Origin of the sequence: Gordonia sp. w5E2 (genome assembly GCF_036540975.1) — a bacterium.
In the GTDB taxonomy this organism is placed as follows: Bacteria; Actinomycetota; Actinomycetes; order Mycobacteriales; family Mycobacteriaceae; genus Gordonia; species Gordonia jacobaea.
In genome coordinates, this window is the sequence record NZ_CP144213.1 from 4,303,058 (window position 1) to 4,328,927 (window position 25,870).

The 25,870-nt window shown below is 63.1% G+C and carries 24 protein-coding genes; 10 read left to right on the top strand and 14 right to left on the bottom strand.

Going from position 1 to position 25,870, the window contains the following annotated elements; all coding sequences use genetic code 11:
• Positions 1–34: 34 nt before the first annotated feature.
• The 3 genes from RND64_RS19450 to RND64_RS19460 form a co-directional block, all read right to left on the bottom strand.
• Positions 35–481: a hypothetical protein gene (locus RND64_RS19450; protein WP_152930109.1), complete on the bottom strand. Its 447-nt coding sequence runs from the start codon at positions 479–481 to the stop codon at positions 35–37.
• Between the two features lie 770 nt (positions 482–1,251).
• Positions 1,252–1,548: a WhiB family transcriptional regulator gene (locus RND64_RS19455; protein WP_049700118.1), complete on the bottom strand. Its 297-nt coding sequence runs from the start codon at positions 1,546–1,548 to the stop codon at positions 1,252–1,254.
• A gap of 107 nt (positions 1,549–1,655) precedes the next feature.
• Entirely contained in the window at positions 1,656–2,255 is a 600-nt protein-coding gene (locus tag RND64_RS19460; protein ID WP_049700011.1) for a DNA-3-methyladenine glycosylase I, read from the bottom strand.
• Positions 2,256–2,347: 92 nt separating this feature from the next.
• Between RND64_RS19460 and RND64_RS19465 the strand changes: the two genes are divergently transcribed.
• Together RND64_RS19465 and sigK are read left to right on the top strand one after the other, a co-directional pair.
• The gene (locus RND64_RS19465; RefSeq protein WP_049700119.1) at positions 2,348–3,973 is read left to right on the top strand and encodes a dihydroxyacetone kinase family protein; all 1,626 of its coding nucleotides are present in this window, start codon (positions 2,348–2,350) and stop codon (positions 3,971–3,973) included.
• Between the two features lie 187 nt (positions 3,974–4,160).
• Positions 4,161–4,730 (top strand): ECF RNA polymerase sigma factor SigK, encoded by a 570-nt coding sequence (sigK, locus tag RND64_RS19470; protein ID WP_049700012.1) that lies wholly within the window; start codon positions 4,161–4,163, stop codon positions 4,728–4,730.
• A 149-nt stretch (positions 4,731–4,879) separates the two neighbouring features.
• Here the strand turns inward: sigK and clpB are convergent, their stop codons facing one another.
• The gene (clpB, locus tag RND64_RS19475) at positions 4,880–7,432 is read right to left on the bottom strand and encodes an ATP-dependent chaperone ClpB (RefSeq protein WP_049700013.1); all 2,553 of its coding nucleotides are present in this window, start codon (positions 7,430–7,432) and stop codon (positions 4,880–4,882) included.
• A 320-nt stretch (positions 7,433–7,752) separates the two neighbouring features.
• On the opposite strand from clpB, the gene RND64_RS19480 reads away from it, so the two are divergent.
• Entirely contained in the window at positions 7,753–8,433 is a 681-nt protein-coding gene (locus tag RND64_RS19480) for a response regulator transcription factor (protein WP_049700014.1), read from the top strand.
• 11 nt (positions 8,434–8,444) lie between these two features.
• Here the strand turns inward: RND64_RS19480 and RND64_RS19485 are convergent, their stop codons facing one another.
• Positions 8,445–9,788 (bottom strand): ATP-binding protein, encoded by a 1,344-nt coding sequence (locus RND64_RS19485; RefSeq protein WP_049700015.1) that lies wholly within the window; start codon positions 9,786–9,788, stop codon positions 8,445–8,447.
• Positions 9,789–9,970: 182 nt separating this feature from the next.
• Here RND64_RS19485 and RND64_RS19490 point away from each other — a divergent pair, with 182 nt between their 5' ends.
• Complete coding sequence (locus RND64_RS19490) at positions 9,971–10,726, top strand: ABC transporter permease (protein WP_049700120.1); 756 nt, start codon at positions 9,971–9,973, stop codon at positions 10,724–10,726.
• A gap of 34 nt (positions 10,727–10,760) precedes the next feature.
• Here RND64_RS19490 and RND64_RS19495 read toward each other — a convergent pair whose 3' ends face one another.
• Entirely contained in the window at positions 10,761–11,570 is an 810-nt protein-coding gene (locus RND64_RS19495; protein ID WP_083444432.1) for a phosphatase PAP2 family protein, read from the bottom strand.
• Positions 11,571–11,883: 313 nt separating this feature from the next.
• On the opposite strand from RND64_RS19495, the gene RND64_RS19500 reads away from it, so the two are divergent.
• Positions 11,884–12,744, top strand: coding sequence for a COG4705 family protein (locus RND64_RS19500; RefSeq protein WP_083444433.1), 861 nt, complete (start codon positions 11,884–11,886; stop codon positions 12,742–12,744).
• Between the two features lie 26 nt (positions 12,745–12,770).
• Positions 12,771–13,484 carry a metal-dependent transcriptional regulator gene (locus tag RND64_RS19505; protein WP_049700018.1) on the top strand — a complete coding sequence of 238 codons (714 nt, stop codon included), beginning with the start codon at positions 12,771–12,773 and terminating at the stop codon, positions 13,482–13,484.
• A gap of 125 nt (positions 13,485–13,609) precedes the next feature.
• On the opposite strand, the gene RND64_RS19510 is transcribed toward RND64_RS19505, so the two are convergent.
• From RND64_RS19510 to RND64_RS19530, 5 genes are all read right to left on the bottom strand, one after another.
• Positions 13,610–15,226, bottom strand: coding sequence for a long-chain-fatty-acid--CoA ligase (locus RND64_RS19510; protein ID WP_083444434.1), 1,617 nt, complete (start codon positions 15,224–15,226; stop codon positions 13,610–13,612).
• Positions 15,223–16,341, bottom strand: a complete 1,119-nt coding sequence (locus tag RND64_RS19515; RefSeq protein WP_049700019.1) for an NAD(P)-dependent alcohol dehydrogenase — start codon at positions 16,339–16,341, stop codon at positions 15,223–15,225. Before RND64_RS19515 ends, RND64_RS19510 begins: the two co-directional genes overlap by 4 nt.
• Positions 16,342–16,369: 28 nt before the next feature.
• Positions 16,370–17,881, bottom strand: a complete 1,512-nt coding sequence (locus RND64_RS19520; RefSeq protein ID WP_049700020.1) for an aldehyde dehydrogenase family protein — start codon at positions 17,879–17,881, stop codon at positions 16,370–16,372.
• A 27-nt stretch (positions 17,882–17,908) separates the two neighbouring features.
• Positions 17,909–18,313 (bottom strand): SCP2 sterol-binding domain-containing protein, encoded by a 405-nt coding sequence (locus RND64_RS19525; RefSeq protein WP_049700021.1) that lies wholly within the window; start codon positions 18,311–18,313, stop codon positions 17,909–17,911.
• 126 nt (positions 18,314–18,439) lie between these two features.
• Positions 18,440–19,054, bottom strand: coding sequence for a TetR/AcrR family transcriptional regulator (locus tag RND64_RS19530; protein WP_235434417.1), 615 nt, complete (start codon positions 19,052–19,054; stop codon positions 18,440–18,442).
• Between the two features lie 401 nt (positions 19,055–19,455).
• Here RND64_RS19530 and RND64_RS19535 point away from each other — a divergent pair, with 401 nt between their 5' ends.
• On the top strand, positions 19,456–19,944 hold the full coding sequence (locus RND64_RS19535; protein WP_049700022.1) for a hypothetical protein: 489 nt from the start codon (positions 19,456–19,458) through the stop codon (positions 19,942–19,944).
• A gap of 95 nt (positions 19,945–20,039) precedes the next feature.
• Here the strand turns inward: RND64_RS19535 and RND64_RS19540 are convergent, their stop codons facing one another.
• Positions 20,040–20,750, bottom strand: a complete 711-nt coding sequence (locus RND64_RS19540) for an IclR family transcriptional regulator (RefSeq protein WP_049700023.1) — start codon at positions 20,748–20,750, stop codon at positions 20,040–20,042.
• Between the two features lie 65 nt (positions 20,751–20,815).
• On the opposite strand from RND64_RS19540, the gene RND64_RS19545 reads away from it, so the two are divergent.
• The gene (locus RND64_RS19545; protein ID WP_049700024.1) at positions 20,816–22,186 is read left to right on the top strand and encodes a CoA transferase; all 1,371 of its coding nucleotides are present in this window, start codon (positions 20,816–20,818) and stop codon (positions 22,184–22,186) included.
• An 11-nt stretch (positions 22,187–22,197) separates the two neighbouring features.
• Here RND64_RS19545 and RND64_RS19550 read toward each other — a convergent pair whose 3' ends face one another.
• Positions 22,198–22,629, bottom strand: a complete 432-nt coding sequence (locus tag RND64_RS19550; RefSeq protein ID WP_083444436.1) for a MarR family winged helix-turn-helix transcriptional regulator — start codon at positions 22,627–22,629, stop codon at positions 22,198–22,200.
• 62 nt (positions 22,630–22,691) lie between these two features.
• Here RND64_RS19550 and RND64_RS19555 point away from each other — a divergent pair, with 62 nt between their 5' ends.
• Together RND64_RS19555 and RND64_RS19560 are read left to right on the top strand one after the other, a co-directional pair.
• A complete protein-coding gene (locus tag RND64_RS19555) occupies positions 22,692–23,090 on the top strand; it encodes a hypothetical protein (protein ID WP_152930110.1) in 399 nt (132 codons plus the stop codon).
• 60 nt (positions 23,091–23,150) lie between these two features.
• Positions 23,151–23,834, top strand: a complete 684-nt coding sequence (locus RND64_RS19560; protein ID WP_049700026.1) for a type 1 glutamine amidotransferase domain-containing protein — start codon at positions 23,151–23,153, stop codon at positions 23,832–23,834.
• 423 nt (positions 23,835–24,257) lie between these two features.
• Here RND64_RS19560 and RND64_RS19565 read toward each other — a convergent pair whose 3' ends face one another.
• Positions 24,258–25,721, bottom strand: a complete 1,464-nt coding sequence (locus RND64_RS19565) for an MFS transporter (RefSeq protein WP_049700027.1) — start codon at positions 25,719–25,721, stop codon at positions 24,258–24,260.
• Positions 25,722–25,870 lie beyond the last annotated feature (149 nt).

The window sequence follows — 25,870 nt, forward strand, 5'->3', positions numbered from 1 at the left end:
CCCGACAACGTCCCGGTCGACGTGCACCCAGACGTTATGTCCTGTCCGGGATGCTGCGCTGCGCACTCGCTGGCACAAAGTAGCGGCCTGCAAGCGCGCCGACGCCCATCAATCCGTATGCGACGAACAACGACGTGACGAACACATCGAACTGTCTATCTGAAAGTCTGGGATACCCTCCGTCCCAAATCATCATGATTATCCCGTCCCCTGTTACTCCCACAAGCACCAAACCAAGCGCGATACGTTGCGACATTTCAGGGATATACGCAGAAGTTTTTCCTAAGAGTGCGGGTATTGCAGTTGCACCGACTCCAGCCAGCGCAGCAAGCAGAGCGAACGCTATCAGGAAAATGGCCGCCGCAGCCCTGCTCTCCGGCACCACCGCTTCGCCAAACAGTATAAAGAATGTGTTAGCAGCCAACCAAATGACAAATCCGGCGACTACCGCGTAGATTGATACTGACTTGTCAGACTTCATCACGCCCTAATTTCTGTAGAGTCGGACCCCAGCTAGGCCATCACGGGAAACGTTGCCCAGCAACGTATGGAAGTCATCCCGTCCATTTATTCAGAGATATCGGATAGTGAGAAACAGTCGAAGGTTCCCTCATACTGCGCGCGGCCAGCTCTGTCGCGCATACCCCTCTTCGCTCTAGAGGCAAATTGATCCAGTAACCACGGAGCCATTCCTTCGATCCGATCGACCTGCAAGTAGTGGCTCGGGTCATTTAGCATGAGTCTCATCAAATAGGGATTTGATACCGTACGAGCAGTTGCCCTCGAGCCAGCGGTGTCCCACTCTTTCTCATATCGTCTTAGTCGCCTTGACCGCTCAAGCTCCTTCGTCTCAAATGTGCGCCGCGTCATACGTTAACCGTTGCGACTACGTTGGGTTGCGGAACTAACGGATATGGCTGGATTGGGTCGCAACACCCCGGGCTGACCACACCGACCTCTCCATCACCTGGACCAGCACCCGCACAGGCGAAACCATCACCACCTACCCACGGTGACCACCTGGCCGGGGTGACATCGTCTTGTCGCATGAGCCCGATCCGTATGACAGTTCGGCCGGATTCCGGGGTCGACGTCCTACGGATCGCTGGGCGGTCGAGCAGCACCCCGACCCGGCGCAGCGCCGCAGATCCGTATGACAATCTGGGCGGATTTCCTGGGTCAACGTCATACAGATCGCCAGCCCCAGACACCGTCTCGGGGGCTACAGCCGAGGGTCGTGCCCGTCCATGGTCAGGCCGCGGACTTGCGCGGGCGGCCGGGAGGACGCTTGCGCGCGATCACCGCACCACGCTCGAAGATCTCGCCGCCCCAGACACCCCAGGGCTCGGCACGATCAAGCGCAGCCTGCAGGCACTGCGCCCGCAGCGGGCAATCGGCGCACATCGCCTTGGCGCGCTCGAGGTCACGAGGGTCGTCGGCGAACCACAGGTCGGCGTCGGCTTCCTGACACGGAAGGGCCGATGCGCTCGGTGCCGCACTGACACAGTGCAGGCCGCCGCAGGTCCGCAGCACGCCGGGAGTGGTCAGTGACGGCACCTGGGCGCGACGCATGGCGCGTGGGTGGTGCGATGAACATCTGGCATCGGCGGTCATGCTGACGAGGCTAAAAGTTCAACCTCACTCGAAGTCAAGGGTCACTGCAACGCCAGATAGTCCTCGATGGCCGCGGCAACTGTCGGTCGGGTCACGCAGTCGTAGGCGTGGTCGTTGACCATCCCCGACGCCTGCATCAGCGCGAACATCGTGGTCGGACCGACAAACTTCCACCCGCGCTTCTTGAGGTCTTTCGAGAGCCTCGTCGAATCCTCCGACAACGTCATCGAACCCGGAATATGTTCTGCCGCAGGCGCGTACCGCCAGAAGAAGGATTCCAACGACCCCTCGGCATCGATGAGTTCGCTAGCCCGACGCGCATTGTTGATCGACGCTTCGATCTTGCCTCGATGACGAATGATCCCGGCGTCGCCGAGAAGACGTTCGACGTCACGCTCGGTGAAGCGCGCGACTTTCTCGACGTCGAAACCCGCGAATGCGGCTCGGAAGTTCTCGCGCTTGGTGAGGATCGTTCGCCAGCTCAGGCCGGATTGGAAGCCCTCGAGGCAGACCCGCTCGAACAGCGCGGTGTCGCCGGTGAGCGGAAATCCCCACTCCGTGTCGTGATAGGTCGTCTCGGGCTCGACAGCTGCCCAGGTGCAGCGCGACAAGCCGTCGTCGCCAACGATCACGTCCACCATGTGTCCTGCCTCCCAGTCCGCCGCCGCCGAGCGTATCGCGGGACTCCGACACTATCGGCACCTCCATCCGCTTTACCGATACGGTGGATTGCGTGAGCGACTACATCCTGAATTCACCGGGCACCTTCATCACCGACTCGCTCCGCGGTTTTGTTGCCGCTCACCCTGACATCGTCTGGCAGTCCGACCCCGGTTTCCTCCACCTGCGCGAGCGCGACGGCGAAAGCAACGTCGCCCTCGTCTCCGGCGGCGGGTCAGGCCACGAACCCATGCACTCCGGAATGATCGGCACCGGCATGCTCGACGCCGCGTGCCCCGGACTGGTCTTCACCTCGCCCAATGCCCTGCAGATCGTCGGTGCCACACGGTGGGCGGACCGCGGCGCGGGCGTGCTGCACATCGTGAAGAACTACACCGGCGACGTCATGAACTTCCGCATCGCGCGGCACCTGGTGCGCGATGACATCGAGACCGATCATGTGATCGTCGCCGACGACGTGGCATCCGACTCCGCAACCGGCCCCGGTCGTCGAGGAACCGGAGCGACCATCCTGGTCGAGAAGATCTGTGGAGCCGCAGCAGCTCGCGGCGACGATCTCGGCACCGTCGCCGACATCGGCCGGCGCGTAGCGGACAACGCCCGCAGCATCTCGGTGGCCTATCACGCGTGCACCATGCCGTCGAAGTCGGCGCCGACCTTCGAGCTCGACGCCGACGAGATGGAGTTCGGCGTGGGCATCCACGGCGAAGCAGGCCGTGAACGCACCGCCCGCGTCGGTGCCCGTGAACTCGTCAATCGCATGGTCGACCCGCTGGTCGACGCACTCTCACTCACCCACGGCGAGGAAGTGATCTGCCTGGTGAACGGCTTGGGCGCCGCCCACCCACTCGAACTCGACCTCGTGTTCGGAGAGGTCGTCGCAGATCTTGATCGTCGCGGGATCTCCATCGCCAGGCCGATGGTCGGAACATTCGTCACGGCCCTCGACATGCGTGGCGTCTCGATCACCCTGCTGCGAGCCGACGACGAGATCGTGTCGCTCTTCGACGCCCCGACCACCGCGCCGGGATGGGCGGCCAATCCGGCGCGTGGTACTGCCCCGCTGAGCGACACCACGTTCGCCGAACCGTCGGACTCCGCAGACGACGGAGCCGAGAACGAGTGGCTGACACGTTTCGTCCGACACGTCCAGGAGTCGATCGACGACCTGACCGAGCTCGACCAAAAGGCAGGTGACGGCGATTTCGGAACCAACATGGAAGCCGCGCTGTCGCACTTCAGCCTTCCGGTGCGCGGTACCGACAGCCAGGTATTGAACGCCATCAGCACGTCGTATCTCGTCCGGTCCGGCGGGACGTCCGGCGTCATCTTCGGCGTGCTATTCCGCGAGTTGGCCAACGCCTTCACCGAGACTGACGACGTCGAGGCCGCGATCCGCGAGGGTTCCTCGCATGCGCTCGCAGAGATCCAGGATCTCGGCGGCGCCCAGGTCGGTGACAACACGATGGTCGACGCTCTCAGCCCGGCCGTCGACGCGTTGGAGAATGGCGACTCTCTCGCCGACGTCGCCCAGAAGGCTGCTGATGGCGCCGAATCCACGCGTGACACAACCGCAACGAAGGGTCGAGCAAGCTACGTCGGCGAGAATGCGCGCGGCGTCGTCGACCCGGGTGCACTCGTCGTTTCCTGGCTCTATCAAGCTCTGACTGACGACTGACGCGTTCATCCATGAAAATCGTTAACCTATAACGTCCCGTCGCGTTATTACTTCGTGACCGCGAGTGCCCTCGGTTTCGAGTTCGTCGCAATCCGCCGTTGCCCCTGACGGTCTTCGCCTCCGAAGACCTAGCGTTTAGCCCACGTCGAGAAGTCGGCGCTGCGCACTACGACAACAGGAGCTCGACATGAGTGATTCAACGGGACGCCTGTCTGCACTGCTCTCCCGCATCGCCGAGGGAGACGCGCACGCCTTCGCCGCCTTCTACGACGAAACCAGTCACCGTGTCTACGGCATGGTTCTGCGGATCGTGCGCGATCGCGGCCTCAGCGAGGAAACCACGCAGGAGGTCTTCCTCACGGTGTGGCGGTCGGCGCACACTTTCGACCCGGAGTCGGGTTCGCCGCTCGGGTGGCTGATGACGCTCGCGCACCGACGAGCCGTCGACCGGGTTCGCTCGGAGACCGCGGCAAAGCGTCGACTTCACGTCTACAGCACAGCCGAACAGTCCACACGGATCGAACACGACGTCGTCAGCGAATCGGCTGAGCGTCGCGAAACCGTTCGCGAGGTGCGATCCCTGCTCTCACGGCTGACCGAACTGCAGCGCGAAGCCATCGAGCTCGCCTACTTCCGCGGTATGACCTACCGCGAGGTGGCCGACGAACTCGGCGTCGCGCTACCCACCGCGAAGTCACGCATCCGGCAGGCCCTCAAGCGTCTCGAGCCGCACATCGCGGCGGTTCCTGCCGCCTGAGCACCTGCACGCGCACAGAGTCCCCAAACCGCAAGGCCCCCTCACAAAAGAAAGGTCCCGACCCAAGAATGGGTCGGGACCTTTCTGGCCTGTCGGCGTGTCAGCCGTGTGGGCGTGTCAGTGCTGCTGGCGTGTCAATCCTGTGGCGGTCAGTCCAGAACCAACCCGTCGCCGTCGGCGCTCACGTTGACCGGCACGACGTCGCCGTCGCGGACGTCACCGGCGAGCAACGCCTTGGCGAGCTTGTCGCCGATGGCCTGTTGCACCAGGCGACGCAGCGGACGCGCACCGTAGAGCGGATCGAATCCCCGCTCGGCGAGCCATTCCTTGGCCTTGGGCGTGACCTGCAACTCGAGGCGACGCTGTGCGAGCCGCTTCTGCAGTTGGCCGAGTTGGATGTCGACGATCGACACCAGTTCCTCCGGGCTCAGCGCGTCGAAGATCACGACGTCGTCGAGTCGGTTGATGAACTCCGGCTTGAAGGCCGCGCGCACTGCCGCCATCACCTGGTCCTTGTCGCCGCCGGAACCGAGGTTCGACGTCAGGATGAGGATGGTGTTGCGGAAGTCCACGGTGCGGCCCTGACCGTCGGTCAGGCGTCCTTCGTCGAGAACCTGCAGCAGGATGTCGAAGACGTCGGGATGAGCCTTCTCGACCTCGTCGAAGAGGACCACCGTGTACGGACGACGCCGCACAGCCTCGGTCAACTGACCGCCCTGCTCGTAGCCGACGTAGCCGGGAGGTGCACCGACAAGCCTTGCGACGGCGTGCTTTTCGCCGTACTCACTCATGTCGATGCGCACCATCGCGCGCTCGTCGTCGAACAAGAACTCCGCCAGCGCCTTGGCCAGCTCGGTCTTGCCGACACCCGTCGGTCCGAGGAACAGGAACGATCCCAGCGGCCGGTTCGGATCGGCGACGCCTGCGCGTGCACGCCGCACGGCGTCGGAGACCGCGACGACAGCGTCTTTCTGACCGATGACGCGTTGTCCCAGTTCGTCTTCCATGCGCAGCAGCTTGGCGGTCTCACCCTCGAGCATCTTGCCCGCGGGGATGCCCGTCCACGCCGACACGACCTGTGCGACGTCGTCGGGGCCGACCTCCTCCTGCAGCATCACGTCTTCGTCAGGGTCGGTGCCGGTCTTCTCGATCGCGGCCTCCAACTCCTTCTCCAAGCCCGGAATCTTGCCGTAGCGCAGCTCGGCGGCGCGGCCGAGATCACCGTCACGCTCAGCGCGATCCGCTTCTCCGCGAAGGCGTTCCAGCTCTTCTTTGGTGTCGCGAACGGCGTCGATGGCGGTCTTCTCCGACTGCCAGCGCGCGGAGAGCTCGTTGAGCTTCTCCTTTTGATCGGCCAGTTCCTGACGCAGCTTTTCCAGACGTTGCTTCGACGCTTCGTCGTGCTCCTTTTCGAGCGCGACCTCTTCGACCTCGAGGCGTCGGACTACACGCTCGACCTCGTCGATCTCGACGGGGCGCGAGTCGATCTCCATTCGCAGGCGCGACGCCGCCTCGTCGACGAGGTCGATGGCCTTGTCGGGCAGGAAGCGCGAGGTGATGTAGCGATCGGAAAGTGTTGCGGCAGCGACCAATGCGGAGTCGGTGATGCGCACACCGTGGTGCACCTCGTACCGTTCCTTCAGGCCACGCAGGATACCGATTGCGTCTTCGACGCTCGGCTCGCCGACGTACACCTGCTGGAAACGACGTTCCAGTGCGGCGTCCTTCTCGATGTACTTGCGGTACTCCTCCAAGGTCGTGGCACCGACGAGTCGCAGCTCACCACGAGCAAGCATCGGCTTGATCATGTTGCCCGCATCCATGGCGGAATCGCCTGTGGCACCGGCACCTACGATGGTGTGCAGCTCGTCGATGAAGGTGATGACCTGTCCGGCCGATCCCTTGATCTCGTCGAGCACGGCCTTCAACCGCTCCTCGAACTCGCCGCGGTACTTGGCGCCCGCGACCATCGATCCGAGGTCCAACGAGACAACGGTCTTGTTGCGCAACGACTCCGGCACGTCGCCTTCGACGATGCGCTGAGCGAGCCCCTCGACGATGGCGGTCTTGCCGACACCTGGCTCACCGATCAACACCGGGTTGTTCTTGGTACGACGACTGAGCACCTGCACCACACGACGGATCTCGGAGTCGCGCCCGATGACCGGGTCGAGCTTGCCCTCACGGGCAGCCGCGGTCAGGTCGGTCGAGTACTTCTCCAGCGCCTGATAGGTGGATTCGGGGTCTTCGGATGTCACGCGCGCCGTGCCACGGACAGCGACGAACGCCTCCTGCAGCGCCTGCGGGGTTGCGCCGTTGTCATGCAACAGCTTGGCGACGTCGGAATCACCGGTCGCCAATCCGACGACGAGGTGCTCGGTGGAGACATATTCGTCGTTCAGTTCGGTCGCGAGCTGCTGGGCGGCCGTGACCGCCGCGATCGACTCGCGGGAGAGTTGCGGCTGAGCGCTGGCACTCGACACCGTCGGCGCCCGATCGACCATCGCCTGCGCCTGTGCGCGAATAGTCGACGGATTCACTCCGACCGCCTTGAGCAGCGGCGATGCGATCCCATCGGACTGGTCGAGCAAAGCCACCAGGATGTGGGCGGGACGTACGTCGGGGTTACCAGCAGCGGCCGCCGCCTGCACGGCAGCGCTCAACGCCTGCTGTGTCTTGGTGGTCGGGGTGAAGCTGTCCACTTCGTGGTACCTCTTTCTCTACGTGTGCGTTCTTAAGTCTCTGTGGCTCAATTATGGCCACTCGAGTTGTTCAACGCGAGTAGAGTTGAGTCCATTCCGCTCAGGTTTGGTAGTTTTGTGACTTAAGTCACTGTCGATGGCTCGCGGCGGCGCCCCCGGCCGACAAATGTGTGTCGAATCGAAGGATGTGGGTGCTGCAGCGCCCACATCTTTATGTAAGACACACATCTACCGCCCCCTCGGCCCACACGGGGCCACTCAGCGTCTCCACAGCGGCGATCGCGCACACTGTGTTCGAAGAAGAGGGCGGTGAATGTGGCGTGCGCATCCTTGTAGTCGACGACGACCGTAACGTCGCCGAGACGGTCCGCAGGATGATGGTGGCCGAGGGCTGGGTGGTCGACGTCGTGCACGACGGTGCGCTCGGCCTGGAGAAGGCCGCCTCCGAGCGCTTCGATGTGATCGTGCTCGACATCATGATGCCGGGCCTCAATGGATATGAGGTCGTGCGCTCGCTACGGCGTTCTCAGGTGTGGACACCGGTGTTGATGCTGACGGCCAAGGACGGCGAGTACGACCAGGCCGACGCCTTCGATTTCGGCGCCGACGACTATCTGACCAAGCCGTTCTCGTTCATCGTGTTGATCGCGCGCATGCGCGCACTTGCCCGCCGTGGCGCACCCGAGCGACCAGCAGTGCTCACCGCAGGCACCCTGTCGCTCGACCCGGCAGCCCACGTCGCGTCCCGTGGCGAGACCGAACTCACCCTGACGCCAAGGGAATTCAGCATGCTGGAGTTCCTGATGCGCCACAAAGGTGAGGTGGTCACCCGAGCAGAGATCCTCGACTCCGTCTGGGACGTGAACTATCGCGGCGACGAGAATGTCGTCGAGGTCTACGTAAGCTATCTCCGCAAGAGAATCGATACCCCGTTCGGGTGCAAGGCAATTCAGACTGTGCGCGGCGTCGGATATCGCCTGGCGGCCGACGGAGGCGGCTAGGCGCGTACGGGCTAGTCCAAGGCCTGCTCGACGCTCAGCCGAAAGCCGACGGCTGCTCCCCCACCATCGGCGTCGGTGATCACCACGGTCCCACCGTGGGCGCGGACGATCTCCGAGACAATAGCCAGTCCGAGACCCGAACCGCCCGATCCGCGCTGCCGCGAGGCGTCGAGGCGCACGAACCGCTCTGTGACACGGGCTTTGTCGTCGTCAGGGATACCGTCACCGTCGTCGGCAACCGTGATCGTGACTGTGTGATCCGCGACGTCTCTCGACATCGTCACCGACAGACGACTCGCGGCATGACGCGCAGCATTGTCGGCGATGTTGCGTAGCGCGCGTGCGAGCTTGTCTGCGTCGCCGCGAACCCGAGCGGCAACGATTCGAGCGTCGACGACGTGATCGGTCACCGCGTCGAGTCGGGTGACTTCTGCACTGACGATCTCGTCGAGATCGACGTCATCGAGAAGTAGTGGCACTCCACTTTCATCGGCGCGGGCAAGAAGCAGGAGATCGGCAACCATCTGTTGAAGGCGCAGAGCATCGGGGAGCATCACGGAATCGACCGTGTCCGGATCGATGGGCTGGCGTTTGACACTCGAAAGATCCAGCAGCCCAACAAGTGTGGTCAGTGGACTGTTCAGCTCATGCGACGCATCGTTGACGAACTGCAGTTGCTGCGTTCGTGACACCTCGATACGGGCGAGCATCTCATTCATGGTCACGGCCAGCGCAGACACCTCGTCGCCCGTAGCGGGTACCGGGACCCGTTGGGTGAGGTCACCACCCGAGATCTCCTCGACGCGTGCGCGGATATCGTCGACGGGACGAAGTGCGCGCCCCACGAAAACGTAAGTGAGGAAGGCCATTCCGACAACGACGAATGGAAAGACGATGGAGCACAGTATCCCGAGCGCGACAACGGTGGCATTGATGGGCGCCTCTTCCGCGCCGACCTGGATGGTGAAGACGCCTTCCGGCGTCTTGACCCCGTAGGCGCTCGCCTGGAATTCCTGCTCGGTGTCGGTGGCGTGCGCGCCGTGAATCGTCAACCGCTGCCCGGCGGCCAACGGAGGCGACATCGGTCGCGAGTAGACGGGTTTGTTGACCAACCTCAGAGCACCCGACTCGTCGGTGATCTGTACGACCGCAATGTTCTGACCGCTCGCGAGCAGCGCCTGGTCGATACCCCCGACACCTTCAGCCGACAACGAGCTCGCTATCTGCTCTGCGCGCGCGAATGTGGCGGCATCAGCACTCCGCAGCAACACGTGATGTAGTGCTTCGACCATGATCACCGCGGCGATTGCCAACGCGCATGCGACGAGACCGGTCGCGAGAAGCGTGAGCCGCATGCGTACGGGACGAGTCCAGGCGACAAGTCGGCCAAGAATCGTCCTTGCACGCTGATACACCTTCCGAAGCCTAGTCGGCCGTATGTATCCATAGTGGCGCTACTCAGCGTCCCCTAAGCTTCTACCAGCAAGGATGCCCCACATGTGTGTCGGTCGTCCCGAGTCGGCAGACGGAGCCGCTCGTGAAAGCTGACCACACCGTCGTCCATCTCGGTCCAGCCCTGGCAGTCTCCATCGCAGTGCTCGCCGTGATCGCGATCGCCGTCAACCGATACAACGATCGCGCACTCGCCGCTGCGACCGCACGGGCCGCGATCCGCGCAGTCTGCCAGTTAGCTGCTCTGGCAGCAGTATTGGCGCTAGTCATCCACGCCCTGTGGGCATCGGCAGTGTTCGTGGTCGTCATGGCGATCACCGCCGCGGCGACCTCGGCAGGTCGCGTGTCAGCAGCACACCGTGCGAGCGTGCGGAAGACAATCCGGTGCCTCGTCCCGGTAGCAGCCAGCACCATCCTGATCGTCGTGACACTGGTTGCTGTGGGCGTACTACCCGCCACTGGCATCGCGATCATCCCGACCGCCGGAATCATGTTCGGAGGTGCGATGAATACGACGTCGATCGCCGGCAAACGTGCGCACGATGAACTCCGCACTCGGCGCGGCGAGGTCGAAGCCGCGCTGTCACTGGGCTTCTCGTCTCGCGATGCCCGACTGGAGATCATCAGACCCACCGCCGCAACAGCATTGATTCCCGGACTGGATCAGACCCGCTCCGTTGGCCTCGTCACCATCCCGGGCGCATTCGTCGGGATGGTTCTGGGTGGAGCCTCAACCACTGCGGCGGCGATCATGCAACTCTTCGTCCTGATCTCGTTGCTGGCCGTGAGTGCAGTGGCCGCGTTGGTCACTGTCGAAATGGTTTCCCGAGATCTTGTCTGACAGAGGAGAAGTGGGGTGCCACCGGCCTCCCCGATCAGTGGTGGGCAGAAAACCACTCCGCATACTCGGTGGCCCATACACCAGCCAGGTGTCCTGCCTGTCGCGCCGCGGACGCTCCATCGGACATGCCGTCACCGTCGACTGCCAAAATCACCGCGACGGCACTGAGAACCAACAGGATCGCCACGACGAGGACGCTGCGTCTTCGGGACGACCACTTCGCCACTGCCAATTCAACGATAGGGAGCACGAGTAGCGTTGCAGCGCAGGCGACAACAACAGCAGCGACCACATCTGACATCCACTGAACACCGAGATACAGGCGCGTTGCGCAGACGAACACAACCGCGACGACGGCGCACACCCACAACGCAGTGCGAGCACCACCGCCCGCCGACCGTGCTACGAGGGACGCCGCGGCGACCACCAGTGCAGCAGTCCCAGCCACGTGGCCAGAGGGAAACGAATAGGTGGTTTCCAATACGCCCACCTGGTCTGTGACCGGCGGACGCGGGCGCGCCACCAGCACTTTCAACGTCGCACACAGCGCCCCGGCGCTTGCGACTGTGGCAACCAACATGACGGCGCGCAGGACACTCGCATCGCGCACCAGCAGAATGATCGCCGCCAGAGCAGTCCAGACGGCAACCGCAAACGGGCTGAAAACCTGCATCGCGACGTCGACGACCGAGGTCCGGTGAGGCGTATGAAGTCTTGTCGTCGCCGACATAATCATTGTGTCAATGGGCAGTGGGCCGCCGCCAGATATGCGCAGGGCAACACCCGCAACCACAAGGACAAGAACTAACGCCAATCCGCCCGACACGCGAATGTAGCTCGACATGATGTCACTATTGATCAGCAGCCCTGTGGAGATGCTGAGTCACGCTGAGCGCAAGGGCTATTTAGTACACGGCTCATCTGCCGTCGCCGTTCGACGAAGCCGCGGGCCATCTCAACGGGCGCTGAGTTTCTTAACCGGTGCTGAGTCCGATTCGCAGCCGTGCCGCGGCCTCAATACTGTTGGCGGCGTCGGTGATTTGACGCGGACGTGGAGTCCTTCAATCACCCTTCGTACAAGCGGCTTTCGCGACGACGCGCAAGCGCGTCTCCCTTCCGGAAACCCCCACTTCCGGAAACCTACGATAGGAATCTCTATGTCGGAGTCCTCTCACGACGCTTCGGCGTCAGTGGCGCCTACCGAAGCGAAGTCGCCGAGCCGAATTCGTGTCGGCCTGAACGAGCAGCTGGCCATCAAGGTGCCCGCGATCGGCGTCATGTTCTGGGTTGTCAAGATCGTGACAACCGGTATGGGAGAGGCGATGTCGGACTATCTGGCGACATTCGGTCTTGCGGTTCCGGTGGTCGTGGGCGTCGTCTGGATGGGTATGAGCTTGTGGCTGCAGCTCCGGTCGCGTGCCTACCACGCACCCACCTATTGGTTCGCGGTAGCGGGAGTGGCAGTGTTCGGCACGGTCGTTGCCGACGGGCTGCACGTCGTCGGACTGTCCACAACGGAAACAAGTCTTGGCTACGCGATCGCTCTCGGGCTGTGGATGACACTGTGGTACCGAACCGAACACACGCTCAACATCCATGAGATCACCACGCGACGAAGAGAGATCTTCTACTGGGGCACAGTCCTGTTGACCTTCGCGCTCGGGACGGCGTTGGGAGACTGGAGCGCATTCTTCCTCGGATTGGGATTCGCCGGCTCGATCGTGCTCTACGCATGTCTCATGGTGGTGCCAGGCGTGGGCTGGAAGTACCTCCACCTCAACGCCGTCGCCGCATTCTGGACCGCGTACGTGCTCACCCGCCCGCTTGGTGCGTCGGTGGCTGATTGGCTCGGCAAGCCGCAGCCGATCGGACTGGGTTTCGGCGACGGTGTCGTCGCCATCGGATCGCTCGTCCTTGCGACCATCCTTGTCGCATTCCTTTGGCTCACCGGGTCCGACGACCCCAACAATTCCGCACCTCGTGCCCGGACTCTCCAGCGCGCACTCAGGGTCTCCTAAGCTCATCACCGGCATCATGCTCGCTGATGACAACACAGGTTACGGCGACCGTCGCAAACTACCTTCGTACCATCTTCGACCTTGAGGAAGATCGCGTGGAGGTTCGTCGCGCACGCATCGCCGAACGCACAGGAAACAGCAAAGCATCTGTCGCCCAAATGCTTCGGAGAATGAGAGATCAGGGGTTGCTCGACTTTACCGACGAGCGGCTCGTGGTTCCCACCAAGGCGGGGCGCGATCTCGGCGTCGCGTTGACCAGGCGGCACCGACTTGCCGAGAGGATGCTCGTCGACGTCGTCGGCCTACCTCGCTTACAGGCTCACCGAGTTGCGTCGGGCTGGGAGCTGTCCATGGACAAAGCCACCGAAACTCAACTCATGCACCTGTTGCGGTACCCAACCACCGATGCCTGGGGAAATCCGATACCCGCTCTCTGGCAACTAGGCTTTCACGATAGCCCGATCCTGCTACCCGGCCTCCCACTGTCCGAGGCCGTACGTGACACAGGCTCCGCCAGGCTATCGGTGCAAGCGTTCTCCGAGCATGTGCTCAACGACGAATCCGCCATCACACGTCTGCTTGAAGCGGGCATCGAACCGGGCGCAACCATCGTCGCCAGAAAGCAGGGCGCTGCCGTGTCCGTGTCCGGCGACGAATCAGTCGATCTTCCAACACAATTGGCGGCCTCGATTCGTGTGACGCTGCTCGGCGCCGCGGACGCGGATGCATACACCCACTGATCGCCGCGGTCGCGCGACCGTCTCCCGATCCACAAACGTGTGTCGAATCGAAGGATGTGTGTGCTGCAGCGCCCACATCCTCACGTAAGACACACATTTACTGCGCGCCGTCGAGCCACAGAGGCTCACGTATGCAGTGTGCGGCCCGCCCAGTACTCCTTGCGGATCTCCCGCTTCAGGATCTTGCCGGTGGAGTTTCGCGGCAACGCGCTCACGAAGTCGACGGTCTTCGGTATCTTGTAGCCCGCCAGCCGACCGCGGCAGTAGTCGATGAGCTCATCCTCGGTGACGGCGCCGTCGGCGTTCAGCACAACCACTGCCTTCACCGATTCGCCCCACTTGTCGTCCGGAACACCGATCACCGCAACGTCGGCGACCGCCTCGTGTTCGATCACGACGCGCTCCACCTCGACGGGGTAGACGTTCTCACCGCCCGTGATGATCATGTCTTTGACGCGGTCAGAGATGAAGAGATAACCGTCGGGATCCATATGCCCGGCATCGCCTGTACGCAACCACTCGCCCACCAGAGTGTCTGCGGTCGCCTGCGGATTACGCCAGTATCCGAGCATGTGTTGCTGCGACTTCGTCCAGAGTTCACCCACGGTGTTCGGCGGAAGCGTATTACCATCGGGATCAACCACTTTGATGATGTTCCCAGGCAGTACCCGACCCGCCGAGACCAGTCGCTCGGGATGCGTCACATCGCGATGATCAGCCGGAGTGAGAACACTGAACACTCCCGACATCTCTGTCATCCCGTACACCTGATAGAAATCGACGTCCGGCCAGGCTTCCAGACAGGCACGAATCGTGGGCAGTGGCATCGGCGAACCGCCGTAGCCCAGACATCGCACCGCCGAATAGTCCCGCTTGTGCAGACGCCGATCCGCGAGAAAGAACCCATAGACCGCCGGCACAAAAAAGGCGTGAGTCACTGCGCGCTCGACCATTTCGTCGAGAACGGCACCGGGAACCATCTCGCGCACGATCACCGTCTGGGCGCCCACCGACATACCCGCAAGCACCCACGACGACCCTCCGACGTGAAACAGAGGCATGGCCACCATGCTCACCGAGTCCTCCGTGAAGCGAAATCCGGTGACCGCGGCACGACTGTGCGCCGACAGACTGCGGTGCGTGAGCATCGCCCCCTTGGGGTGCCCCGTCGTCCCAGAGGTGTATAGCTGCAGGAAAGCGACATCGGGGTCGAAAGGTACCGCCGCGAAAGATTCACTCCCACAATCCAACCAGCGCTCGTACTCGTCGTCGGGGCCACCGCTGACGATGACACGCTCAACCGTGGTGAGCTCGTCCCGGATCGCCGCAATGGTGTCGACGAACTCCGGCCCCGTGATGACGATAGCGGCCTGCGCATCGTTGATGATGTAGGCCACCTCCGCAGGTGACAGGCGAAAGTTGATGACCGCATTCGCGGCACCGGTCAACGACGCTGCGAGAGTGGTCTCGACGCACGCCACAGAGTTCTTGTCCAAGAATGCAATTCGATCTCCCGGCCGAACACCGGACGCTACCTGAGCAGCGGCGTTGCGCTCAATACGCTCACGGAACCGACTCCAAGTGAAGTGCCGATCGCCATCGATCACCGCCAGATCATCGGGCTTTTCGGCAACCCAGCGATCGACGACACCGATTATCGGCGTGACTTCGTCATTCGACGACGCCGCGTACGTCGACTTTGAGGTGACGTCGTGCCGCAGGGTGGGGCTCTGAAAGGTCATACGGGTGTGTCCTCCAAGCGTGAATTCTCCGGAATCAGAACAGGTTTGATGGCAGTTCCAGTGCGAAAATCCGCCAAAGCGCTCGCGATGTCGGTGAAGTCGTAGGTGGTGATCAGTTCGTCGAATGGGAACTTTCCCTCTTGCCACAGCGCGATGAGCTCGGGGATGAATCGGTGCGGGTCCGCATCGCCCTCGATCACACCGGTCAGCGTGCGTCCGAGTAACAGATGTCCTTGATCGACGGTGATCTCGTTCTCGAGCTTCTGCAGACCGAGCGTGGCACACGCGCCGGGCGACCGCAGCGACTCGAGAGCTTGGCGCACAACGACTCCCGACCCAACCGCATCGATCGTGTAGTCGAGCCCGCCCGCCAATTGCAGGATCTCCCACACGAGATCGCTGACCACCGTCGGGTCGAACGTATGCGTTGCCCCGAGCTTCCGTGCGACCGCCAGGCGTTCGGCATTCGGGTCGACGGCGATGATCGGATCACATCCAGAAGCCTTGGCAGCCATGACTGCCGACAGACCAACCGTCCCGATCCCCCACACGCCGATGCTCTGCCCTTCACTGGGCCGGTGCACGTTGAGCACCGCGCCCGCACCGGTGAGCAAACCACACCCCAGTGGCCCAAGGATGTCGATGGGCAGTCGGTCGTCGACCTTTACCGCATTCCGTGTACTGGCGACAGCGTGAGTGGCGAAAGAGGATTGTCCGAACCAACTTCCATGGACTTCCCGTTCGCCACTATGCAGTGTCGGCGTCCCGTCGAGACGGGTACCGAAGTAGTTGAGCGCGGCAAACAGCTCGCAGTACGCCGGGTGTCCGGATCGACAACTGGCGCACTCGCGGCAGTGGTCGAAAGTGAGTACCACGTGATCGCCGACCACTAATTCGGTCACTGCGCTTCCGACGGCCTCGACCACGCCCGCACCTTCATGTCCCACAACGTAAGGGGTTGGCAGCGGGACAGTTCCGTTGATCGCCGTGAGGTCGGTGTGGCAGATGCCAACGCCCGCAATGGAGACGAGAACCTCGTCGGACTCCAGATCGGTCGGGTAGACCTCTTCGATGGACGGTTCATCACCGACTTCTGCGAAGACTGCTGCACGCATCCGACCGGAGCTCCGTGTCGTCGACACCTCAGTCCTCCCTCGGTACGACAAGGTCGTACACCTTGTTCTCGATACGACGAGCGAGATCGACGTGGACGAACTTCTCCTCGGTGTACTCGTCGAGCGCATGCGGTCCGAGCTCGCGTCCGTTGCCGCTCTGCTTGTAACCGCCGAACGGATACAACGCATTGACCATGTGCCAGTCGTTGATCCACACCGTGCCCGATTCGATCTGTGCCGCGACGTCGAGAGCCGCGTCGATATCCTCGCTCCAGACCCCGGCAGACAGTCCGTACTCGCTGTCGTTGGCGATCGCGACCGCTTCGGCCACGCTTCGATACTTGATGACGACGAGAACGGGACCGAAGATCTCCTCCTGTGCGATCGTCATCCAATTGTCGACGTCGGTGAAAATCGTTGGTCCGAACCAGTTTCCGGAATCGAACTCGCCTCCGGTCAGGCGCGCGCCACCGAAAGCCAGTGTTGCGCCCTCCTTCGTACCCAGTTCGACGTAGTGCTCGATGCGCTGACGTTGTTCGGCCGAGATGATCGGTCCCATATCGGTATCGAAGTCGTCTGGATCACCTACACGAATGGCGGCCGCGCGTTCGACGAGCCGTGCGACGAATTCGTCGTGCAACGATTCCGGCAGCAGCAGGCGTGTACCTGATTCACATGCCTGTCCCTGGTAGAGGCAGAAGGCGAAGAGAGCCGCGTCAACCGCTTGCGACAGATCGGCGTCGGGCAGAATGATGTTTGCGCCCTTGCCGCCGAGTTCGAGGGTCACCTTCTTGATGTTCACGGCCGAGAGCTCGGTGATGGTGCGGCCCACCGCAGTTGAGCCTGTGAAGGCAACCTTGCGGACGTCAGGATGAGCGGCCAACCGCGCACCGACCACCTCACCCGGCCCGGTCACGACGTTGAAGACGCCCGCGGGGATGCCCGCGTCGTCTGCCGCGCGAGCCATCTCGAGGAGAGTCAACGGCGTCTTCTCATCCGGCTTCAGAACGATCGTGTTGCCTGCCGCCAATGCGGGGCCGAACTTCCACACCGCCAGCAGCATCGGGAAGTTCCACGGGACGATGCCCGCGACAACCCCGAACGGCTCCCGACGAACGATCCCTGCTGCGGTGGTCGGATAGCCGAGCATCGGCCCGCTGCGGGTGAATTCGTAACTCGCCGCAAGATCGGCAAAGTACTGCAGATGAGAAATCGCGTAGCCGACATGGAATGCCATTGCCTGTCGTCGAGTCACCCCGTTCTCGGCAATATGCAGATCGACGAGATCGTCCATGCGCTCGTTGAGAATCTCGACCCACCGCGACATCACCTTCGCACGTTCCTCCGGAGGCGTGTTCCGCCATTCGCCATTACGGTGTGCCCGCAATGCCGAAGCAACTGCCCGGTCAGCGTCGTCGGCGTTGCCGAATGCGACGGTCGCCACCAACTCATCCGACGCCGGGTTGATCACGTCGGTGCTGACGGCCGAGTCGACCCAGTCGCCGTCGATGTACATCTGATAGTGCAACGATGTGGTCACGAATGCTCCTCTCTCGCGCGAGAACCGTCAGGCGTTCTCGGCGTCCTTCACCGACACCAGATCTCGATAGATCGGAAACACCGGCTTGGCCGCTGGGATGAGCTTGAGGATCTTCGACACCGGCCCCTTCGCCTTCACCTGCCCCTTGGCGAGTCCCACTGCGACGTTGTACTCCCCGCGCCAGAACTTGTTGCCGTTGTCCGCGGACATCGACATGCGCACATCCGGGGTCAGCTCGCTGTCGCCTTCGATGACAGCGATGGCCGGCTCCTTCAGGACAACGGTGATCGACGCATCGGGCGCCGAATAGTCCAGTCGGAGAACAATATTGGCCGCCCGCAGTGTTGACCCGACGCCGTCGACACCATCAGCCTGCTTGAACACGCCACCGAGATACTCGTACACCTCGGATGCGTCAGCGAAGTAGCTCATCGTAGATCCCTCTCTCACCGGCGATCGGCCGCCCGATGTGTGACGACTATCTCACTGACCGTACGTACAGTCAATAGTCGCAATGAGACTTCGACGCCCCGCTTTCCGGGTATGGGAAAACCGCTCTCAGCTGGGCGTAGCGCCCCCGTCGAGGACCTCGTACACCGCCGCACGGACTCGGCCGGCCGGATCGATCAAGGCATCGATGCCTTCGCTGGACAACATCAGGCCTCGGAGGATCAGCAGCACATACGTGGTGGCGACGTCGTCGTTGGACTGCGAACCGGCGGGGTTGAACCACGTCCACATCCATTGCGTACCGCCAAAGATCTGCAGCGCCAGGATCGACGAGTTGCCGTCGTGGAAGACCCCCGTACTCATCCCCTCGTCGAGGATGGCCTTGACGAGATCACGGTATTCGTGGCGTAGGTCGCGGGATCGTCGCATCGACGGGGCGTCGTTGAAGCGCACGATCTCACGCTGGAACGCGACCGTTTCCGTTCGCCCGTAGGTCTGGTACATGGTGAACGCCCAGACCAGACCCGCCAGACGTTCCTCGACGGCGTCGAGGCGCCCGACAATGTCTTGCGCTTCGACGAGCCGCTTCTCCATGTAGCGCTCGTGGGCGTCGGCAAACAGCCGTTCCTTGGTGCCGAAGTGGTGGACGATGGTGCCCTTGCTGATGCCCAATTCGTCGGCGATGGATCCGAAATTGGTGCCGTCGTATCCCGACTCCGCCACGTGGCGAGTGAATGCGTCTCGAATTTCGTCGCGACTGCTCGGACGCGCATTCGCTGTCGAGCGCCGTTTACTCGTCGAAACCGATTCCGTCACCACCTCAGTTTGCCCTCCCCCGCGCTCACGCGGGCAGCCGCGTCAAGGTCGCGCCCGCGTCCGCGTCGAATTCCGCCCGAACAATCGGGGCTCACTGGTGCTCAGACCTGTTCACCATCCGACGACGCAGCCAGATGTGTGTCGTATCGAAGGATGTGTGTGCTGCAGCGCCCACATCCTTACGTAAGACACACATTTACCGCACCCACTCGGCACCAGCCGCGCCAATGGTCGCGCTCGTCGGTAACGAAATGCCAGGGATCCGCGCAATCGGCTAACACACCCCGCCCCGATACCGACAGACCAGTATGGGACACCTCAGAAGGCTCGGCGCGGCGGCTGCGACAACCGCGATCATCGGCTCAGGGATCACCGCAGGCACCGCCTCGGCGTCGATCTTTCACAACGGTCCGGGCGGCGGATTCCAAACCTCCACCACCCCCTGTACGGGCATCAGTCCCAACGTGATCGACCTGCCCTACTCCGGGAGAATCTTTGTCTCCCAATCAAATCCGCTCCGAAGCGGCTACGCCGACATCCGGATCGACGCCAACATGTCGGTCTGGGGCTATACCAACCTGATCGACGTCCGCTGGCGAAACCTCGGCACCGGCAAGACCGGGCAGTTGCGCGGCCAACTCGGTGTGCGCCTCTCCGACGGTGGCACGATGAAGACCTTCGAGGGCGTGAACACCGGCCCGGGCCGGGTCCGCATCGAGTTCCGTCCGACCAATCGGGGCGCACTGCTGACCACACCGGCCACCTCGCAGTGCTCAGACGTGTTCACCATCCGATAACTCGGCCAACGGGCAGCTAAATATGTGTCGAATCGAATGAGTTGGGTGCTGCAGCACCCACATCCTTACGTAAGACACACATCTAGCGAGCCCCATTAGCCGGCAACGCCTCCATCAAGCCATTCCCGCGCCCGCCGCGCGGCCTTGTCCACGGCCCGCCCGGTGCGGGTTCGACGACCGACCACCACGACGACGCCGACCAACAGCCCGCGCTCGAACACCGGAACACCCGCGGCGCGGATCTCGGGATCGGCGAGCCCGTCGCTGATCGCATGGCCGCGACGTCGAATCCCGGCGACCTCACGACGGAAACCAACGGCGTCGGCCGGTCCGGCGTGAATCGCCAACAACCGGTCGCGCTCACCGTCGTCGGCGAAAGCCAGGAACGCACGCCCGGCCGCCGTACGAAGAAGTGGTCGCGGACGGTACTCCCCGACCACCGCTTCTGCATACTCCGACACCTCGCCGACGCTCCCGAGATACACGACGTCGGAGCCGACGAGCACCGCAAGCGCCACCGGTAGACCTGTGTACTCCGCCAGCGCCGCAAGCCCATCGGAGTCGATCGGCGGTGCATCGGCATGGGCCGCGATCAGCCGCAACGTCATCAGCCGCGGACCCAGCCGGTACCTGCTGTCGGATCGAACCAGGTATCCACACGACACCAGGTCATCAAGCAGATCCGACGTCGACGACACCGGTGCGTCAACAGAACGCGCAATCTCGCTCAGCGACAACGGTTTCGACGCACGAGCGACCTCTTCCAGTAGCCGGTCGGCTCGCACGACGGCGCGTTGTCCACCCACCGCCTACATCTTACGTATATTCGGAAACTCACCGGCGGTGCAAGCGCGACGCGAAGATTGGAGACATGCCAACCAGCACGCCGCGCGTCTCCGACATCGTCGACGGCCTGACCGCGCTCACCGGAACCGACGTCGGTCCGACGCGCATCTCCGGCGCTGACCCGATCACGCCGTCACCCCACCGAATCGGCGACGCATCGGCAGCGGCGATCGCGGCGTTCGGCGCTCAGATCTCAGCGCTGGGTGACAGCTCGGGAGTGTCCGTGACTGTCTCCGACGCCGTCGACCAATTGCGTGCCGCATACCTGACCGCGATCAACGGGCAATCAGCCGGATCGGTCGCAGAAGACCCGACAGCACTGCGCAGCAACGACTTCTATCGCACTGCCGACGGCTGGACGTTCTTGATCACCACCTTTCCGCACCAACGCGACGCCGTCTGCTCCGTCCTGGACTGCCCGCCGACAAAGGAGCACATTGCACAGGCCGCTCTCACATGGAATTCCGTTGCCCTCGAAGAAGCCGTGGTTGCGGCGGGCGGCGTTGCGGCCGCAGCACGAACCGCCGAACAGTGGGCCGCGTCGCCGGTGGGCATCGACGTCGCGCGACGACCGGTCATCGACCTGGAACGCATCGACGACTCCGACCCCGAATCCCTCACCGCACCACGAGAATGGCCGCCGCTGAATGGCGTTCGAGTTGTGGATATGACTCACGTGATTGCCGGCCCGGTGAGCACCGAACTGCTGGCCGCTTTCGGAGCCGACGTCGTGCACGTCACCCGGCCCGACCTCGTCGACCCGCACCCCATGCCAGCACTCACCGGTGGCGGAAAACACAACGCCTACTGCGATGTTCGCGACCCAGACCAGTTGGCCGAACTCACCGATCTGATCGCCGACGGCGACGTCTTGGTGAACGCCTACCGCGGCCTGCAGCGCCACGGCCTCGATGCCGAGCACCTCGCACGACGGCGACCGGGCATCATCGTCGTCGAATATCACTGCTGGGGCTCCGACGGACCGTGGGGAGATCGCGGTGGATTTGATCAACTTGCTTGTTCAGCAACCGGTTTCAGCCTCGAAGAGGGGCGCGGCGGGCCTCCGACGCTACCCCCGACACACCTCCTCAACGACTATCTGGCCGCTTACCTCGGCGCGACGGGAATCGTTGCCGCGCTTCGTCGTCGACAATCTGAGGGCGGTTCTTGGAGGGTGCGCGTGCGACTCGCGCGCGTGTGCACCTGGGTGCAATCTCTCGGTCCGTCGGGCGCCGACTCCGACATCGACTGGGGCACAAGGTCAATCGAGCTGGCGACAGTCGACGGCCCGTTCGGCCGTATCGACGAACCGGTGATCCCCATCATGTTCGACGGCAAGCCCACGCCGCGACCGCTACCCGCGCACCCCCTCGGCACATCCCCACTGGCGTGGTGACCACACGGGCCTTAGCCGCCGAGTCGGGACAGGTACCCCAGCAGCGTCGACATCTCGGCGTCGTCCAAGGTGCCGAACACCTCGCGCTGGACCGCCGCAACCACTCGTTCCAGATCGTCCAGCGTGCGTTCGCCTGAAGTGGTCAGCGACACCAGCTTTCGTTGCCGGTGAGCCGGATCGGCCGTTCGCTGGACCATCCCCCGAGCCTCGAGGTCGCGGACTGTAACCGCGACGTCGCGTCGGTCGAGTTCTGCCGCGCGGCCGAGTTCCGTCTGACTCACCGGGCCGAGGTCGGCCACGACCGCCAGCACGCGAAATTCGTAGCCCGTGACACCCGCGATGCGCAGTCGTTCGTGTAGCACCTGATGCGAACGCGCAGCGGCCCGCGAGAGCTGCCACGTCGGCAAGTCGGTTAGTCGATGCGGCGTCGAAGAATCACTCACTGTTGGTACCACCAATGGTCTGCTACTGTTGGTCACACCAACGGTACACGCGGGAGGTCACCATGACACGCTCACTGCCCCAGATCATCGGCTCTACCGAGAGCGCGCTCGGCGCACTCCTCGACCACGCGCTGGCGCCCTTCCCAGCCCTCGGCCGAGCCGAGTGGATCTACCTGAACATGAGCCTCGCCGGCGCACCCCTTCCCGTGATCGCGGCAACCCTGCAGCGGTCCGTCGAATCCGTCGAGCACATACGAATCGCGCTCCGCGACAACGGAATCCTCGACGACGCGCACAAACTCACCAGCGCAGGCAATGACCAAATCACCGCCGCACGCGAATCCGTCACCACAGCAACGGCCCAACTCACCGCCGACATCGACGCATCCGACATCGACGCCACCGCCAGGACTCTCGAGCTCATCCAACAACGGGCCCGCGCGCAGGCCACCGCCGGTTGACACTGCTTACATCTGCCCTTACCGTCGGACCAACACACCACCGACGGAAAGCTGCACACGATGGTCACTCGCATCCTCAACGTCGTCACCAACGTGAGCCACTACGACGATCCATCGCACGCCACCGGTCTGTGGTTGTCGGAGTTGACCCACGCGTGGGAGATTTTCGACGACGCCGGTTATACACAGACTCTGGTCAGCCCAGCGGGTGGACACTCACCGCTCGAACCGCGGTCGCTGAAGTTTCCGAACTACGACAAGACCGCGAAGGCATGGCGCGCCGACCCCGACCGCATGTCGCTGCTCGACACCACCGCAGCTCCCGACGACATCGACTCCGCCGACTTCGACGCCATCTTCTTCACCGGCGGCCACGCGGTGATGTACGACTTCCCCGACAGTGTTGGGCTGCAACGCATCACCCGCGAGATCTTCGAGCGAGGCGGAGTGGTCGCATCGGTCTGCCACGGCTACTGCGGACTACTGAACACCACGTTGTCCGACGGCTCGCTGCTCGTTGCCGGCCGTGATGTCACCGGATTCGCCTGGCAGGAAGAGGTTCTCGCGCGAGTCAACAAGCTGGTGCCGTACAACGCCGAAGAAGAGATGCGCAGCCGCGGCGCCAACTACCACAAGGCGAAACTGCCGTTCGTCTCCTACACCGTCGTCGACGGCCGCCTGGTCACCGGCCAAAACCCCGGATCGGCGAAAGAGACTGCGCAGAAGGTGGTTTCGGTCCTCTGAACACGCCACAGCGACCGGGAGTCCTCCAGAGATAACCGATGCGGCCCGTGGGAGCTCACAGATTCCCCTTCGTCCCAGGCATTTTCGCCAGCACGTGATCCGTCCGAATACGTTCCGGACCGCTCCCGTTTTCAGTCAATTTCAGCGCTGCCCGGCGGCAAAAGCCCAGGTCGGCTCACCGGGATCGTTCAGAAATGACTGAAAACGGGAGAGCCGAGACAGCCGGCTACCCCCAGACAGCGAAACACCCCCTCATCTGCGTAGATGAGGGGGTGTTTCTGGCGGCGGCGAGGTGGGGTGTTGCTCTATCGTCGTCATCGCCTTGACAATCTGGTGGCTAACCAGAGCTTCTGGATAGTCCTTCGGCTTTCAGTCGCTCGCCAACCCTCTGACTGTTGGCGCTGGCTAACGTCGTCGCGTCCGCTAGTGAGCTTCCTCGGCGTTGCGGGAGTTGGTCAGCGTGAGGGCGCCGATGCCCGCGATCACGCCGACGACGATCCCCAGCACGACATACGTGATGCTCTCCCCGTGGAAGAACGTGTCGGTGAAGGCCGCAGTCCACTTCCCCTCCGGTAGGTGCGCCGCAACGAGCGTCGCGAGCATCGTGCCGACGATCGCCGTGCCGACGCTGCTGCCGACCTCCTGCGCTGTGTCGTTGAGCGCGGTACCGATCGACGTCTGGTTCTCGGGCATCGCGTCGACCAGTGCGATCGCACAGATCGTCATGACCGTCCGCAATCCGAAGGTCATCACGACCATGAAGATCGCGATCGCGAGGTATCCATGCGTGACACCCCAGCCGAGACCCGCGGTGCCCGCTGCGAGCGCCATCGCGCCGATGAAGCAGGTCATCCGGTGACCGAAGCGGGTGATCAGTGCCTCCGACAGCGGTGTTGCGAGGAGCATCGTCGCGATCATCGGCAGGTTGGCCAGACCGGCCTTCATCGGACTCCAGCCGTAGGCGTACTGGAAGTGCAGGATGAGACCGAACATCACGCTGGCCATCGCGATTGCGCTACCGACCTGGGCGATCGTCGCACCGCGCACGGTGCCGTTGCGGAACAGGGAGAGGTTCAACATCGGTGCTGCGCTTCGCCGTTCATGCCAGACGAATGCCGCACCTGCGACCACCGCGCCGATGATCGATGCCAGCGTCATCGCCGACGCCCAGCCGTGGTCGACGCCACTGGTCAACGACCAGCAGGCAAGGCCGATCGTCGCGATACTCAGCAGCGCTCCCGGGATGTCGAGCTTGTAGTCGGTGAGGTCTTCACGACGATCCGACGCGACGCCGAACCAGATGCCGATGCCTGCGATGAGCGCGATCGGCGCATTGACGACGAGCAGCCATTCCCACCGCACATGAGCAAGCGCCGAGCCACCCAGTATCGGACCGAGCACGAATCCGGCCATGCCGACGACGATCATCACGGTCATCGCGCGCATGCGCAGCTTCTGGTCGTCGAAGAGACGGAAGACCAGCGAGTTGGTGATCGGGGCCATCATCGCGGCGGCGACGCCGAGAGCGGCTCGCAACGCGATCAGTTCGGTCGTCGAGTTCACGAGCACGACCAGCAGGCTGAGCAGCCCGAACGCGGCCAGACCGATCATCAGGACGCGTCGTCGACCGAATCTGTCCGCGATCGAGCCCGCGGTGAGCAGCAGCCCGCCGAAGGTGAGCGAGTACGCACCGGTGATCCACTGCAGCGCAGTGGTGCTGCTGCCGAGGTCGCGACCGATAGTCGGCAGCGCGATCGAGAGCAGTGTGTTGTCGACCATCTCGACGAAGAAGGCCAGACAGAGCGCAGCAAGCGGTATGGCTGCTGCGGCGAGAGACGTGTAAGTGCGCGACGAACTCTGCGTCGCGGCATCAGTGGTGGTTGCCATGACAGCACCTCCTATCAGTAGTCAGGATTTGTTGACACTGACGTTAGGGAGCTGCGCTTACGCGGCCCTGCCGTCGCCTGTCGTCGGCCTGACAGTCGATAACGATGGTTGCGGCGGCACAAACTGTTCGATAGTTTCGTAATTACGTA